We start from the raw sequence: 14,647 nt of genomic DNA on the forward strand, positions 1-14,647 counted from the left end.
ATACTCGGGCATCGGCTATCAGCAACCAGATGGATGACATGTACCAACCTGCCGCACTCTTTATCGGCCTGCGCTATATGCGCGGGCGCGCAGCCGACCGCTTCGGTCGATTCGTCTCCTGGCTCTCAACCATCGGCATTACGCTTGGCGTAATGGCGCTGGTGACGGTCCTGTCGGTGATGAACGGCTTTGAACGCGAGCTGCAAAACAACATCCTGGGGCTGATGCCGCAGGCCATTCTTAGCGCCAAACAGGGCTCGGTGAACCCTCAGCAACTGCCGGAGCGCGAGGCGAAACTCCAGGGGGTGACCCGCGTGGCGCCGATCACCACTGGTGACGTCGTCCTGCAGAGCGCGCGCAGCGTGGCGGTCGGGGTTATGCTGGGCATTGATCCGGCGCAGAACGATCCCCTGACTCCGTACCTGGTGAACGTCAAACAGAGCGATCTGCAGGCGGGCAAATATAACGTTATTCTCGGCGAACAGCTGGCGGGCCAACTGGGGGTTAATCGTGGCGATCAAATTCGTGTGATGGTTCCTTCCGCCAGTCAGTTTACGCCAATGGGCCGCGTGCCGAGCCAGCGTCTGTTCACGGTTATCGGCACCTTCGCCGCCAACAGCGAAGTTGATGGTTATCAGATGCTGACCAACATCGACGACGCCTCTCGTTTAATGCGCTACCCACTGGGGAATATCACCGGCTGGCGCTTGTGGCTGGATAAACCGCTGCAGGTCGACACCCTGAGTCAGCAGACGCTGCCGCCGGGTACCCAGTGGCAGGACTGGCGCGAGCGCAAGGGCGAACTGTTCCAGGCGGTGCGCATGGAGAAAAACATGATGGGCCTGCTGCTGAGCCTGATCGTCGCCGTCGCGGCCTTCAACATTATTACCTCGCTGGGGATGATGGTGATGGAGAAGCAGGGCGAAGTGGCTATCCTGCAAACTCAAGGGCTGACGCCGCGGCAGATCATGGCCGTCTTTATGGTGCAGGGCGCCAGCGCCGGGATCGTCGGCGCGCTGTTGGGAGCCGTGCTTGGCGCGCTGCTCGCCAGCCAGTTGAATAATTTAATGCCGATCATCGGCGCCTTCCTTGACGGCGCGGCGCTGCCGGTGGCGATTGAGCCGCTGCAGGTTATTGTTATCGCCCTGGTGGCGATGGTGCTGGCCTTGTTGTCTACGTTGTACCCTTCCTGGCGCGCTGCCGCCACCCAACCCGCTGAGGCTTTACGTTATGAATAAGATCCTGCTGCAATGCGACAACCTGTGCAAACGCTATCAGGAAGGCAATGTGCAAACCGATGTCCTGCACAATGTCAGCTTCAGCATTGGTGAAGGCGAGATGATGGCCATTGTCGGCACCTCCGGCTCTGGCAAAAGTACGTTGCTGCATCTGCTCGGCGGCCTGGATACGCCCACCTCTGGCGACGTGATTTTCTCCGGCCAGCCGATGAGTAAACTCTCCACCGCCGCGCGCGCCGACCTGCGTAACCGCGAGCTGGGCTTTATCTATCAGTTCCACCATCTGTTGCCGGACTTTAGCGCGCTGGAAAACGTGGCGATGCCGCTGCTGATTGGTAAAAAGAAGCCGGCGGACATTGAACGCCAGGCGAAAGCAATGCTGCAGGCGGTCGGGCTTGAACACCGCAGCCATCACCGTCCGTCGGAGCTCTCCGGCGGCGAACGCCAGCGGGTGGCGATTGCCCGCGCGCTGGTGAATAAACCGCGGCTGGTGCTGGCGGATGAACCGACCGGTAATCTCGACGCTCGCAACGCCGACAGCATCTTCCAGCTGCTGGGCGAACTGAACGTCGCGCAGCGCACCGCGTTTCTGGTGGTGACCCACGACCTGCAGCTGGCGAAACGGATGAGCCGCCAGCTGGAGATGCGTGATGGCCGTCTGACCGCCGACCTGACCCTGATGGGGGCCGAGTAATGGCGTCTCCGTTATCGTTACTGATTGCATTGCGTTTCAGCCGCGGACGGCGGCGCGGCGGCATGGTATCGCTGATCTCGGTGATCTCCACCATCGGCATTGCGCTGGGGGTGGCGGTGCTGATCGTCGGCCTCAGCGCGATGAACGGTTTTGAACGTGAGCTGAATAACCGCGTGCTGGCGGTGGTGCCGCACGGTGAAATCGAACCCGTGAACCAGCCGTGGAATAACTGGCAGGAAGCGCTGGCGAAGGTGCAGAAGGTGAAGGGGATTGTCTCGGCAGCGCCCTATATTAACTTCACCGGCCTGGTGGAGAGCGGCAGTAATATGCGCGCCATCCAGGTGAAAGGCGTTGATCCGCAGCAGGAAACCCGGCTCAGCGCGCTGCCTACCTTCGTGCAGAATAACGCGTGGGCCGGATTCAAGGCTGGTGAACAGCAGGTGATTCTGGGTAAAGGGGTCGCCGATGCGCTGCACGTGAAGCAGGGGGACTGGGTGTCGATCATGATCCCTAATGCCGACGCCGATCATCAGCTGCTGCAGCCAAAACGCGTCAGGCTGCATGTGACCGGAATTTTACAGCTGAGCGGCCAGCTCGATCATAGTTTTGCCATGATCCCGATGCAGGATGCGCAGCAGTACCTGGAGATGGGCAGCAGCGTGACCGGCATCGCCATCAAGGTCACCGACGTTTTCCACGCGAACAAGCTGGTGCGCGACGCCGGCGAGGTGACCAACAGCTACGTCTACATCAAGAGCTGGATCGGCACCTATGGCTATATGTATCGCGATATCCAGATGATCCGCGCCATTATGTACCTGGCGATGGTGCTGGTGATCGGCGTGGCCTGCTTTAACATCGTCTCGACGCTGGTGATGGCGGTCAAAGACAAAAGCGGCGATATTGCGGTGCTGCGCACGCTTGGCGCAAAAGACGGCTTAATTCGCGCGATTTTCGTGTGGTATGGTTTATTAGCCGGATCGGTAGGCAGCCTGTTCGGGGTAGTGATCGGCGTGATCTGCGCGTTGAACCTAACGTCAATCATCAACGGCATCGAATACCTGATTGGGCATAAATTCCTCTCCGGCGACATCTATTTTATTGACTTCCTGCCGTCAGAACTGCACTGGCTGGACGTCTTTTATGTGCTGGTGACGGCACTGTTGCTGAGTTTGCTGGCCAGCTGGTATCCCGCCCGCCGCGCCAGCCGCATCGACCCGGCGAGGGTGCTGAGTGGCCAGTAATTTATCGTCATCGTCGGCTTTGCTGACGACACAAGAGGAATTGCTGAAATGTATTATGGATTTGACATTGGCGGCAGCAAGATAGCGCTGGGCGTATTTAATCAGGAGCGGCGACTGCAGTGGGAAAAACGCGTCGCCACGCCGAAAAGCAGTTATGAGGATTTTCTCCAGGCGGTGGAGGCGCTGGTCCGCGAGGCCGATGAGCGCTTCGACCAGCAGGGGTCGGTCGGGATCGGTATCCCGGGGATGCCGGAAACGGCAGACGGCACGCTGTATGCCGCTAACGTGCCAGCCGCCAGCGGCCGGCCGCTGCGCGCCGACCTTAGCGCGCGGCTGGGGCGCGATGTGCGCCTCGATAATGACGCTAACTGTTTTGCGCTGTCTGAAGCGTGGGACGATGAGTTTACGCAATACCCGCTGGTGATGGGGCTGATCCTCGGCACCGGCGTGGGCGGCGGCCTGGTGTTGAATGGTAAATCGATTACCGGACATAGCTATATCACCGGCGAGTTCGGCCATATTCGCCTGCCGGTGGATGCCCTGGAGGTGGTCGGGCGCGATTTTCCGCTGCTGCGCTGCGGCTGCGGCCAGCTGGGCTGCATTGAAAATTATCTCTCCGGCCGCGGTTTCGCCTGGCTGTACGAACATTTTTACCAGCACCCGCTCTCCTCGCCGGAGATAGTGGCGCAGTGGCAGCAGCACGATCCGCGCGCCCAGGCGCACGTTGAGCGCTATCTCGATCTGCTGGCGGTGTGTCTGGGGAATATACTGACCATTGTCGACCCGGATTTACTGGTGCTCGGCGGTGGATTATCTAACTTTACGGCCATTAGCGAAGGGCTGGCGCAACGATTGCCGCGCCATCTTCTGCCGGTCGCCAGGGTTCCGCGCATTGAGCGCGCGCGCCACGGCGATGCCGGGGGAATGCGCGGTGCGGCCTTCCTTCATCTGACCCATTAATCACAGAGGTAGCTATGCAGTCGCGCCGTTTACATCGATTGAGCCGTTTTCGTCGCAATAAACGTCGGTTGCGTGACCGTCTGCGTCAGCGGATTTTCTTTAGGGAGGACAGGATGAAACCTGAAGCGATGGCAAAACCGAGAGTGGTGGTGTTAACCGGCGCGGGCATATCGGCGGAGTCGGGGATCAAAACCTTCCGCGCGGCCGATGGCCTGTGGGAAGAGCATCGGGTGGAAGATGTGGCGACGCCGGAAGGCTTCGCCCGCGATCCGGCGCTGGTGCAGGCGTTCTACAACGCCCGTCGTCGTCAGTTGCAGAGTCCGGAAATCGCGCCGAACGCGGCGCATCTGGCGCTGGCGCGTCTGGAAGATCTGCTGGGCGACCATTTCCTGCTGGTCACCCAGAATATCGATAATCTGCACGAGCGCGCCGGCAACCGCCGGGTGATCCATATGCACGGCGAGCTGTTGAAGGTGCGCTGTTCGTGGAGCGGCCAGGTACTGGAGTGGACCGGCGACGTCACCGGTGAGGACAAATGCCACTGTTGCCAGTTCCCGGCGGCGCTGCGTCCGCACGTAGTCTGGTTTGGCGAGATGCCGCTGGGGATGGACGAGATCTACAGCGCGCTGGCCGACGCGGATATTTTTATCGCCATCGGTACCTCCGGCCATGTCTATCCGGCGGCTGGCTTTGTGCACGAGGCGCGGCTGCACGGCGCCCATACGGTAGAGCTGAACCTGGAGCCCAGCCAGGTGGGCAGCGAGTTTGCCGAGAAGCACTACGGGCTGGCAAGCGAAGTGGTGCCGGCCTTTATCGATAAGCTGCTGCAGGAAAACCCGCTGTAAACTGAAGCCGCCTGCCGGTAGCCAGGACCCTGGCCACTGCTTCCGGCAGCGCTGCTGACAAGGATGTCACGTCATGACAGGAGTCAGACCATGCATAATCCGCTGGTTATCGAAGCGATCATGTTGATCGCGGCCATTATCGTTGGCGTCTGGAGCCAGCGTGCTTTACCGCTACACGCCGATAGTCGGCCGATCCTTTTCATACTGTGCTATCTCATCAGCATCGGCAGCGCGTTGGGTCTGCTGCTGGATATTTTAGCCCTGCTGTTGACAGGCGGGTTCGCGACGGGCGTTGTGCGAATATACGGCCCGTTGCTGCTGCTGGTGGTGCTGTGGAAACCTCTCAACTGGGTTGTCGGCATCATTGATGATTTTTTGATACAGCGAGCCGAAAAAGAGAAGGGCAAAGGCCAGCGCGACGGTGGACGACGCTGATCGTTTTCCGCTGCGCCACGCACGCTATCGCCCGGCCCGCTGCCGGGCGATACGCTCTCTGAGTAATGATCTTCCGGTCATGAGTTCGTCTTCTCCCTCCTGAACCATTTCCCACTCTATTTTGTGCGTGACCGCTGATTTCTGTACGTTTTTTTGTGCAGACCGGCAAATGTAGACCAGATTCAATAGGCGCCCGCACGATCGCGCCGCGACCCTGTTCCCTGTCGGAAGTCTGTAAAGGAGACCCCGTAATGCCGTCACCGATGATTTATCAGGATCTCACCACTGCCGCGCTGCTCGGCCATGCGGCGCAATATCACAGCGAGACCGAGATTGTCTCGGTGGGTGCCGGCGGTGAGAAGGAGCGCAGCAGCTGGGGGGAGGTGGCCAGCCGCGCTCAGCGGCTGGCGTCGGCGCTGGCGACGCTGGGGCTGCCGCCAGGCGCCCGCTGCGCTACCCTGGCATGGAACAATCGCCGCCACCTGGAGATCTATTTTGCCGTCGCCTCCGGCGGCTGGGTGACACACACTGTCAACCCGCGGCTGTCGGTTGACCATCTGCGGTATATCCTCAACGACGCTGCCGACGAAGTGCTGTTTTTTGACCAGACCTTTCTGCCGCTGGTGGCGCAGCTGCTGCCGCAGCTCCCGACGGTGAAACACGTCGTGCTGATGGAGCCCCGCAGCGAAGCGGCGCTCAGCCAGCTGCCCTCATTGCTGTTTTTTGACGATCTGTTGCAGCAGGGGACAGTAGACTATCGCTGGCCGCAGCTCAATGAACTGACCCCAGCTTCGCTCTGCTACACCTCGGGGACCACCGGCCGGCCGAAAGGGGTGTTGAATACCCATCGTTCGCTGGTCCTGCATGCCCTGAGCGGTAACCAGCCGGACGCCGCCGGCATATCGGCGAAGGACAGCCTGTTGCCGGTGGTGCCGATGTTCCATGTCAACGCGTGGGGGACGCCGTTTATCGCCGCCATGGTCGGCGCGCGGCTGGTACTGCCGGGGCCGCACCTCGATGGCGACAGCCTGCTGCAGCTGCTGGCCGCCGAGAAGGTAACGGTGGGGTTTGGCGTGCCGGTGATCTGGGCCGGCTTGCTGGCGGCGATGCGCCGGACAGACGTCCGGCTACCTGAATTTAAACGTGCGCTGGTCGGCGGCTCCGCGCTGCCGCCGTCGATGGCCGAGGCCTTTCAGCGTGATTACGGCATTGCGCTGACCCACGCCTGGGGAATGACCGAAACATCGCCCATCGGCACCATCAACACGCCGTTGAGCAAACATGATGCGCTCCCGGTGCAGGAGCAGCAAAAGCAGCGCGCCGGTCAGGGGCGGCCCATTTTCGGCATCGAACTGCAGGTAGTAGACGTGGATGGCGAACCGTTGCCCCGGGATGGTCAAAGTCAGGGGTATCTGCAGGTCAGAGGGCACTGGGTGGTGGAGCAGTACTATGGTCAGGACGCGAGCGCCCTGACCGCGGCAGGCTGGTTTGATACCGGCGATATCGGTACGCTCGACGCCAATGGTTATCTGGTGATCTGCGATCGGGCAAAGGATATTATCAAGTCCGGTGGCGAGTGGATCTCCACCGTTGAGCTGGAGAATATCGCCATCGCGCATCCGGCGGTGCGCAGCGCGGCGGCCATCGCCGCCCGTCATCCGCGCTGGGACGAGCGGCCGGTGCTGCTGTGCGTTCGCGCGGAAGGGGGCGAAGTGGAAGAGACCGATCTGCTGACCTGGTTCGAGAAGCGGGTGCCAAAGTGGCAGATCCCGGACCGGGTGATATTTGTCGACGCGCTACCGGTCAGCGCCACGGGTAAGGTGCTCAAAAATCAACTGCGCCAGGCCTATGGAGAGATTTTAATGAGTGAGGGAAAATGAGCCATGCGCGACCCGGTCTGACGACCTGTTCTCAGTATGATGCTGCCCTGCACGCCTTGTCGGCGGCACGCCAGCGTTGGGCGGAAACCTCGGTGAACCGTCGTCTGGCGCTGTTGCGTCAGATCAAGGATGCCCTGGCCGGCATTGCCCCGGCGTGGGTGGCCGCGGCGGCGGCGGCCAAAGGGCTGCCGGCGGGCGATCCGCTGGCGGGGGAGGAGTGGCTGGCGGGCCCCTGCGCGCTAATGGTCGGCTGCAACGGGCTTATCGCCACCCTGGAGCAACTGGAAGAGAAGACCTTTCTGCGGCGGATCCCGCTGCGGACGCTGGCGGATGGCCGCCTGGCGCTGCGGGTGGTGCCCGGCACGCTCTGGGATCGACTGTTGCTGTCTGGTGTTCGCGCTGAGATATGGATGCAGCCAGGCGTCACCCGGGCCCATCTCGACCGCTATGCGGCGCGGGCATACGACATCCCGCCGGCCGCGCGGCAGGGCAAGCTGGCGCTGGTGCTTGGCGCCGGCAATGTAGCCTCCATTGCGCCACTGGATGTGCTACACAAGTTGTTTATTGAAAATCAGGTCTGCCTGCTGAAGCTCAACCCGGTGAATGATTATCTGCACGATCTGCTGGCCCAGGCCCTGGCGCCGCTGATTGCCATGGATGCGCTCCGCATCGTCACCGGCGACGCCCAGGCGGGAGCGTGGCTGACCATCCATCCCGCCGTCGATGAGATCCATATCACCGGCTCCCGCGAGACCCATGACGTCATCGTCTGGGGCGACGGTGAAGCGGCTCGCCAGCGTCGGGCCGCCGGGACGCCGCTGAACCCGCGTCGGGTGACCTCGGAGCTGGGCGGCGTCAGTCCCACCATTATCGTTCCCGGGCCGTGGAGCGAGGCGGATATCGCTTTTCAGGCGCAGCAGCTGGCGACGCAGAAGATGAACAACGGCGGGTTTAACTGCGTGGCCAGCCAGGTGCTGATCCTGCAGCAGGGCTGGGAGCCAGCGACGGGTTTGCTGAATCAGCTGTACCGGCTGATCGCCGCGAACACCCGTCCGGACTACTACCCCGGCGCTGAAAAACGGCTGACCGACTTTCGCCTGCACGCCCGTCAGCCGCTGGAGATAGCGCGTGGCGACGCGATGCCGTTGATTGTGGCGAACACCGAGGATGACCCGGCGTTCTGTCAGCAGGAGGTCTTTGGCCCGGGGCTGTCGGTCACTCGTCTTGAGGCCGACAGCGCGGAAAGCTTTCTGCGCCAGGCGATCGGCTATGCGAATCAGCGGCTGCAGGGCACGCTGGGGGCCAATATTGTGATCCACCCGCGCACCCGTAAAGCGATTGGACGTAAGCGTTTTAACGCGTTAATCGCTGAGCTGCGCTACGGCACGGTGGCGATCAACTGCTGGAGCGGGGTGGCCTTCCTGTTAGCCCCCTGCCCGTGGGGCGCGTTTCCCGGCCACACGCTCGACGATATTCAGAGCGGGCGGGGCAAGGTGCATAACAGCTTCATGCTGGAGAAAACCGAGCGCACGGTGATTGAGGCGCCGTTTCGGCCGTTTCCGCGCAGTTTGTGGCATGGCGAACTGACGCTGATGCCCCTGCCGCCCTGGTTTATTACCCACCGGGGGCAGGAAGCGGTGGCGCAGAAGCTGGTGGATTTTTATCATCGGCCGCGCTGGCGCAAGCTGCCGGCGATCCTCTGGCGCGCGCTGAGGGGATAAGGTGAGAGCAAAAAAAGGCGGAACCGCGGTTCCGCCCTGCGGGATTAGCGGCCCGCTTTCAGCTTCTGGTAATACTCTTCATAAATGGCGCTGGCGCTGCCGACGTCATTCTGCCATTCGCCTTTCTCAATGGTCGCAGCGTCCGGATAGAGCGATTTATCGTTGGCCACTGCCGGGCTGAGCATTTTGCGTGCCGCCAGGTTTGGCGTGGGGTAGCCGATGGTTTCCGCGACCTGTTTGGCGACATCCGGGCGCAGCAGGAAGTTAATCAGCTTCAGCGCGCCGTCGACGTTTTTGGCATTCGCCGGGATCGACAGGCTGTCCATCCAGAAGATGCCACCTTCTTTCGGCCAGATCACTTCCAGCGGGGTACCGGCCTGGCGGGCGACGTAAGCCGAGCCGTTCCATACCATCCCGAGGTTCACTTCGCCTTCCATATACGGGTTCGCCGGGTTATCGGAGTTAAACGCCGCGACGTTAGGCATTAGTTTTTTCAGCTCGTTATAGGCGGCTTCAATCTCTTTCGGGTCGGTGGTGTTGCCGGAATAGCCCAGCTTACGCAGCGCCATCTGGAACACCTCGCGCGCGTCGTCGGTCAGCAGCAGGCTGCTTTTGTATTCCGGCTTCCACAGGTCGGCCCAGCTGGTGATGGTTTTCGGATCGATCGCATCGCTGTTGACGCCGATAGCCGTCGCCCCCCAGATATAGGGGATGGAGTAGTCGTTATTCGGATCGAACGGTTTGTTCAGCATCTGCGGATCGAGGTTGCTGAAGTTAGTCAGCTTGCTCTTGTCGATCTTCTGCAGCATGCCTTCTTTGCGCATCTTGTCGACGAAGTAGGTCGACGGGACGACCAGGTCGTACGCGCCGTCTTTATAGGTCTTGAGCTTGGCGTACATGGTTTCGTTCGACTCGTAGGTCGAATAGATAACCTTGATGCCGGTCTCTTTGGTGAACTGCTCCAGCAGGCCCGGCGGTACGTATTCGGTCCAGTTATAGAAATAGAGCGTTTTGCTATCGTCCGCGTGCGCGGCGCCCATGCCGATTGCCAGAGCGCCGGCTGCGAGCAGGTGGCGTGACCATTTTTTCATTTTAACGTCCCCTGAGTTTTATCACGTGCAATTAACTGACTGGCGATGACCATCACCAGCGACAGAACCAACAGAATCGTGGCCAGGGCGTTCACCTCAGGCGAAACGCCAACCTTGACCATTGAATAGATCTTCAGCGGCAGGATTTCATACCCCGGACCGGTCACGAACGAAGAGACCACCACGTCATCCATCGACAGGGTGAAGCTCAGCAGCCATCCGGCAGCCACCGCTGGCATCGCCAGTGGCAGGATGATTTTGCGCAGGATGGTCATCTCACTGGCACCGAGATCTTTCGCTGCCTCCAGCATCCGCACATCAAAGCCCTTCAGCCGGGAGAACACGGTGACCACCACAAACGGCAGGCAGAAGGTGATATGCGAAAACAGCAGCGACCAGAAACCAAGCTGAATACCAATCAGCATAAACAGCACCAGCAGGGAGATGGCCATGACAATATCGGGCGACATCATCACCACAAACAGCATGCCGCTGACGAACGGCTTACCGCGAAAGCGGTAGCGGTACAGCGCCACGGCGGTTAGCGAGCCGATAAGGGTGGCGAAGGTCGCCGACAGCACCGCCATGGTCAGGGAGTGCTGGGCGGCCTGCAGCAGGCTGTCGTTGTTCATCAGCAGGCTATACCAGTCGGTGGTGAACCCCTGCCAGTTGATACCAAAGCGCGATCGGTTAAACGAGTTAACGATCAGAATAATAATAGGGATGTAGAGATACGCGTAGATGGCGGTCATAAAGCCGCCGCGCAGCAGTCGACCAATCATTCCAGCTCCACCTTTTTATTCAGCAGGCGCGCCGCGCGCCAGTAAATCAACAGCATCAGGCCCATCACCAGGGTTAAGGTAATGCTGGTAGCCGCGCCGAACGGCCAGTCGCGAATATTCAGGAACTGACTCTTGATCACGTTGCCGATCAGCAGGTTCTTGGCGCCGCCCATCAGGTCGGAAACGTAGAACAGCCCCATCGCCGGCAGCATCACCAGCAGACAGCCGGCGATGATCCCAGGCATGGTCAGCGGGATGATAATGCGGATAAAGGTCTGCAGCTTACTGGCGCCGAGATCTTTCGCCGCTTCCAGCAGCGGGCGATCCAGTTTCTCAATGCTGGAGTAGAGCGGCATCACCATAAACGGCAGCAGGATATACACCAGACCGATAATCACCGCCGAGGGGGTGAACATAATGCGTATCGGCGTGTCGATCACCCCTAACCACAGCAGGAACTCGTTCAGATAGCCTTTGGTACTGAGGAAAATCTTCAGCCCGTAAATACGGATCAACGAGTTGGTCCAGAAGGGGACGATCAGCAGAAACAGCAGCAGAGGGCGCACCTTCTGCGGCAGCCGGGCAAGGAACCACGCAAATGGGTAGCCCAGCGCCAGGCAGGCGAGGGTCGCCAGCAGCGCCATGTTCAGCGAATGCAGCAGCACGTCGTAGTAGAGCGGATCCAGCAGCCGCGAGTAGTTGTCCAGCGTGAAGACCAGCTTGACGAAGTTGGCGTCGTCGCGGGTCAGAAAGCTGGTGGCGATGATCATAAGGTTGGGCAGGAAGACAAACAGCACCAGCCAACCGACGATGGTGGCGATCACCACATTCTGGAATTTACTGGAGTTCTTCATCGGCCAGCACCACCTCCCAGCTCTCCACCCAATTGATAGACATTTTCTGGTCAAGAGAGTGGTCGAAATCCGGGTCGTCTTCGTTAAAGAACTCGCTGACCATCACCATTTTGCCGTTTTCCAGCTCCACCACCGACTCAAGGGTCATCCCCTTATAGTTACGCTCGCGCACATAGCCGATCAGGCCGTCGGCGTCGCTGTTGTGGTGGATCTCATCGACGCGCAGATCTTCCGGGCGCAGCAGGACGTGCAGACGCTGGCCGGCCTCCACGGCAAAATTGACGGTGATATTGCACTCCCGTCCTTCGACACTGGCGCGCACGCGCTGCTCGTCGAGGCGCTCGATCACGGTGGCGTCGAAGATATTGATCTCGCCGATAAAGCTGGCGACGAACAGGTTTTTCGGCTCTTCGTAGATCTCTCGCGGGGTGCCGTCCTGTTCGATTTTGCCATCGCGCATGACCACGATGCGATCGGACATGGTCAGGGCCTCTTCCTGATCGTGGGTCACGAAGACGAAGGTGATCCCGAGCTTACGCTGCAGCGCTTTCAGTTCGTTCTGCATCTGCTTGCGCAACTTGTAATCCAGCGCCGAAAGGGATTCATCGAGCAGCAGCAGGCGCGGTTTGTTAACCACCGCGCGGGCGATGGCCACGCGCTGCTGCTGGCCGCCGGAGAGCTGGTGCGGTTTGCGCTGGGCAAAGTCTTCCAGCTGCACCATCTTTAAGGCATCCAGAACCCGCGGGGTGATTTCCGCGGCCGGGGTTTTCTGCATCCGCAGGCCAAAGGCGACGTTCTCGAATACCGTCATATGCGGAAACAGGGCGTAGCTTTGAAAGACGGTATTGACGTGGCGGTTTTCCGCCGGGACATGGGTGATATCGTGATCTTCGAGATGGATCCGTCCGCTGTCGACGTTTTCCAGGCCGGCGATAAGGCGCAGAACGGTGGTTTTACCGCAGCCAGAGGGGCCAAGCAGGGTGAGAAACTCACCATTGTTGATGGTCAGGTTAAGGTTATCGATGACCGTTTTACCATCAAAGCTCTTGCGAATTCCCGCCAGTTGCACCAGCGGCGAACGCGAACGCGGTTGTATATTCAATTTTTGACTCTGTCCCATGTAGACGCAACGGAAACTTCCGACCGCTGCGGGGTTTGTGATTAACCACCTTTGGGGTTGCACGTTTTTAATAAGGGCCAGCATTCTACGGCAAACGAGGGTAATCGCCAATCCTTGATACGCCTGCATAGTCTACCTTTACACCATAACGTCGGTTCCGTTATTAAATTTCGCTTTACGGGCTAAGAATGACCTGACGCAATATTTGTCTTTTCTGGCTTATGAATAATGTTGTCACAAAAGAAGAGGGTGGCTACATGGATAAATTGCTTGAGCGTTTTTTGCAGTACGTTTCTTTGGACACGCAGTCGAAGCCTGGCGTTCGTCAGGTCCCCAGCACGGAAGGGCAGTGGAAGCTGTTACGCCTGTTGCAGGCGCAGCTGGAAGAAATGGGACTGGTCAAGGTAACGCTGAGTGAAAAAGGGACGGTAATGGGAACCCTGCCCGCCAACGTGGAGGGCGATATCCCGGCCATCGGCTTTATCTCTCACGTCGATACTTCCCCGGATTTCAGCGGTAAAAACGTTAATCCGCAGATTGTCGAAAACTATCGCGGCGGTGATATCGCGCTGGGCATCGGCGATGAGGTGCTCTCCCCGGTGATGTTCCCGGTTCTGCATCAGCTTTTGGGGCAGACGCTGATCACCACCGACGGGAAAACGCTGCTGGGGGCGGACGACAAGGCCGGCATCGCCGAGATCATGACCGCGCTGGCGACCCTGCAGGCGAAAAACATCCCCCACGGCGATATCCGCGTGGCCTTCACCCCGGATGAAGAGGTCGGAAAAGGGGCGAAGCATTTCGATGTCGAGGCCTTTGACGCCCGCTGGGCCTATACCGTCGACGGCGGTGGCGTGGGGGAACTGGAGTTTGAAAACTTCAACGCCGCCTCGGTGACCATTAAGATTGTCGGCAATAACGTGCATCCCGGCACCGCAAAAGGGGTGATGGTCAACGCGCTGTCGCTGGCCGCGCGCATTCATGCCGAAGTGCCGGCCGATGAGGCGCCGGAGACCACCGAAGGTTATGAAGGCTTTTATCACCTCACCAGTATCAAAGGCAGCGTGGATCGGGCTGAGATGCACTACATCATCCGCGATTTTGACCGCAAGCACTTTGAGGCGCGTAAACGCAAGATGATGGAGATCGCCAAAAAGGTCGGCAAGGGGCTGCACCCGGACTGCTATATCGAGCTGGTAATCGAGGACAGTTATTACAACATGCATGAGCAGGTGATCGCCCATCCACATGTGGTCGATATTGCCCGCCAGGCGATGGTGGACTGCGATATTGAACCGCAAATGAAGCCGATCCGCGGCGGCACCGACGGCGCGCAGCTCTCGTTTATGGGTCTGCCGTGCCCGAACCTGTTTACCGGCGGCTACAACTATCACGGCAAACATGAGTTTGTCACCCTGGAAGGGATGGAGAAGGCGGTGCAGGTGATCGTGCGTATCGCCGAGCTGACGGCGGCACGAAAAGGGAAATAGCCTTCGCAACCAGCCCGGTCATTCTGCTTGTCGCACAAGATGCCGGATGGCGGCTTCGCCTTATCCGGCCTACGACTCGTGCGATCTGATGCTAATTTACCCACTTGCGCGACTGAAACTGCCGGTGTTGGCGGCCTCAAAATCGCTGAGACGTTCCCGGAAGGCAGGGGCAGCCCGCATGGATGCGGGCTGAGGGCCGTGTTTTGCACGGACGCTGCCTCGGCCCGACCCGAAGCCTGCAGGGATAAGTCGAAGGCACCACGAAGTGGCGATTTTGCTGGCCGGAGCCCGGG

Annotated in this window: 13 protein-coding genes; 9 read left to right on the forward strand and 4 right to left on the reverse strand. The window is 59.8% G+C overall.

The window, feature by feature from the left end:
* The first annotated feature begins 38 nt into the window (after nt 1-38).
* From lolC to CWM58_RS26760, 8 genes are all read left to right on the forward strand, one after another.
* Nucleotides 39-1,238: a lipoprotein-releasing ABC transporter permease subunit LolC gene (gene lolC, locus CWM58_RS26725; protein WP_012542228.1), complete on the forward strand. Its 1,200-nt coding sequence runs from the start codon at nt 39-41 to the stop codon at nt 1,236-1,238.
* Nucleotides 1,231-1,932, forward strand: a complete 702-nt coding sequence (gene lolD, locus CWM58_RS26730) for a lipoprotein-releasing ABC transporter ATP-binding protein LolD (RefSeq protein WP_002900798.1) — start codon at nt 1,231-1,233, stop codon at nt 1,930-1,932. The genes lolC and lolD overlap by 8 nt, the downstream gene beginning before the upstream one ends.
* A complete protein-coding gene (gene lolE / locus CWM58_RS26735) occupies nt 1,932-3,176 on the forward strand; it encodes a lipoprotein-releasing ABC transporter permease subunit LolE (RefSeq protein WP_100682167.1) in 1,245 nt (414 codons plus the stop codon). Before lolD ends, lolE begins: the two co-directional genes overlap by 1 nt.
* 48 nt (nt 3,177-3,224) lie before the next feature.
* Nucleotides 3,225-4,136, forward strand: a complete 912-nt coding sequence (gene nagK, locus CWM58_RS26740; RefSeq protein WP_038422335.1) for an N-acetylglucosamine kinase — start codon at nt 3,225-3,227, stop codon at nt 4,134-4,136.
* A gap of 14 nt (nt 4,137-4,150) precedes the next feature.
* Nucleotides 4,151-4,981 (forward strand): Sir2 family NAD+-dependent deacetylase, encoded by an 831-nt coding sequence (gene cobB, locus CWM58_RS26745; protein WP_100682168.1) that lies wholly within the window; start codon nt 4,151-4,153, stop codon nt 4,979-4,981.
* 90 nt (nt 4,982-5,071) lie between these two features.
* On the forward strand, nt 5,072-5,416 hold the full coding sequence (locus CWM58_RS26750) for a hypothetical protein (protein ID WP_100682169.1): 345 nt from the start codon (nt 5,072-5,074) through the stop codon (nt 5,414-5,416).
* Nucleotides 5,417-5,667: 251 nt separating this feature from the next.
* Nucleotides 5,668-7,296, forward strand: coding sequence for a long-chain fatty acid--CoA ligase (locus CWM58_RS26755; RefSeq protein ID WP_100682170.1), 1,629 nt, complete (start codon nt 5,668-5,670; stop codon nt 7,294-7,296).
* A complete protein-coding gene (locus CWM58_RS26760) occupies nt 7,293-9,017 on the forward strand; it encodes an aldehyde dehydrogenase family protein (RefSeq protein ID WP_100682171.1) in 1,725 nt (574 codons plus the stop codon). The genes CWM58_RS26755 and CWM58_RS26760 overlap by 4 nt, the downstream gene beginning before the upstream one ends.
* Nucleotides 9,018-9,061: 44 nt before the next feature.
* Here CWM58_RS26760 and potD read toward each other — a convergent pair whose 3' ends face one another.
* The 4 genes from potD to potA are packed head-to-tail and all read right to left on the reverse strand — an operon-like array spanning nt 9,062 to nt 12,864.
* Entirely contained in the window at nt 9,062-10,108 is a 1,047-nt protein-coding gene (potD, locus tag CWM58_RS26765) for a spermidine/putrescine ABC transporter substrate-binding protein PotD (RefSeq protein WP_016160627.1), read from the reverse strand.
* Nucleotides 10,105-10,890: a spermidine/putrescine ABC transporter permease PotC gene (gene potC / locus CWM58_RS26770; RefSeq protein WP_074386314.1), complete on the reverse strand. Its 786-nt coding sequence runs from the start codon at nt 10,888-10,890 to the stop codon at nt 10,105-10,107. The genes potD and potC overlap by 4 nt, the downstream gene beginning before the upstream one ends.
* A complete protein-coding gene (gene potB, locus CWM58_RS26775) occupies nt 10,887-11,744 on the reverse strand; it encodes a spermidine/putrescine ABC transporter permease PotB (protein WP_008806020.1) in 858 nt (285 codons plus the stop codon). Before potB ends, potC begins: the two co-directional genes overlap by 4 nt.
* Entirely contained in the window at nt 11,728-12,864 is a 1,137-nt protein-coding gene (gene potA / locus CWM58_RS26780) for a spermidine/putrescine ABC transporter ATP-binding protein PotA (protein WP_008806021.1), read from the reverse strand. Before potA ends, potB begins: the two co-directional genes overlap by 17 nt.
* A gap of 257 nt (nt 12,865-13,121) precedes the next feature.
* On the opposite strand from potA, the gene pepT reads away from it, so the two are divergent.
* Nucleotides 13,122-14,354, forward strand: a complete 1,233-nt coding sequence (gene pepT / locus CWM58_RS26785) for a peptidase T (protein ID WP_074386311.1) — start codon at nt 13,122-13,124, stop codon at nt 14,352-14,354.
* Nucleotides 14,355-14,647: the final 293 nt, after the last annotated feature.

The organism is Klebsiella sp. H-Nf2 (assembly GCF_002806645.1).
GTDB classification, from domain to species: domain Bacteria; phylum Pseudomonadota; class Gammaproteobacteria; order Enterobacterales; family Enterobacteriaceae; genus Klebsiella; species Klebsiella variicola.

Excerpts from the sequence above, each read along its gene's own strand:
- lolE (WP_100682167.1), top strand. The coding sequence starts at position 1,932 with ATGGCGTCTCCGTTATCGTTACTGATTGCATTGCGTTTCAGCCGCGGA.
- nagK (WP_038422335.1), top strand. The coding sequence starts at position 3,225 with ATGTATTATGGATTTGACATTGGCGGCAGCAAGATAGCGCTGGGCGTA.
- cobB (WP_100682168.1), top strand. The coding sequence starts at position 4,151 with ATGCAGTCGCGCCGTTTACATCGATTGAGCCGTTTTCGTCGCAATAAA.
- lolC (WP_012542228.1), top strand. The coding sequence starts at position 39 with ATGTACCAACCTGCCGCACTCTTTATCGGCCTGCGCTATATGCGCGGG.
- potB (WP_008806020.1), bottom strand. The coding sequence starts at position 11,744 with ATGAAGAACTCCAGTAAATTCCAGAATGTGGTGATCGCCACCATCGTC.
- CWM58_RS26760 (WP_100682171.1), top strand. The coding sequence starts at position 7,293 with ATGAGCCATGCGCGACCCGGTCTGACGACCTGTTCTCAGTATGATGCT.
- lolD (WP_002900798.1), top strand. The coding sequence starts at position 1,231 with ATGAATAAGATCCTGCTGCAATGCGACAACCTGTGCAAACGCTATCAG.
- potA (WP_008806021.1), bottom strand. The coding sequence starts at position 12,864 with ATGGGACAGAGTCAAAAATTGAATATACAACCGCGTTCGCGTTCGCCG.
- potD (WP_016160627.1), bottom strand. The coding sequence starts at position 10,108 with ATGAAAAAATGGTCACGCCACCTGCTCGCAGCCGGCGCTCTGGCAATC.
- potC (WP_074386314.1), bottom strand. The coding sequence starts at position 10,890 with ATGATTGGTCGACTGCTGCGCGGCGGCTTTATGACCGCCATCTACGCG.
- CWM58_RS26755 (WP_100682170.1), top strand. The coding sequence starts at position 5,668 with ATGCCGTCACCGATGATTTATCAGGATCTCACCACTGCCGCGCTGCTC.
- CWM58_RS26750 (WP_100682169.1), top strand. The coding sequence starts at position 5,072 with ATGCATAATCCGCTGGTTATCGAAGCGATCATGTTGATCGCGGCCATT.
- pepT (WP_074386311.1), top strand. The coding sequence starts at position 13,122 with ATGGATAAATTGCTTGAGCGTTTTTTGCAGTACGTTTCTTTGGACACG.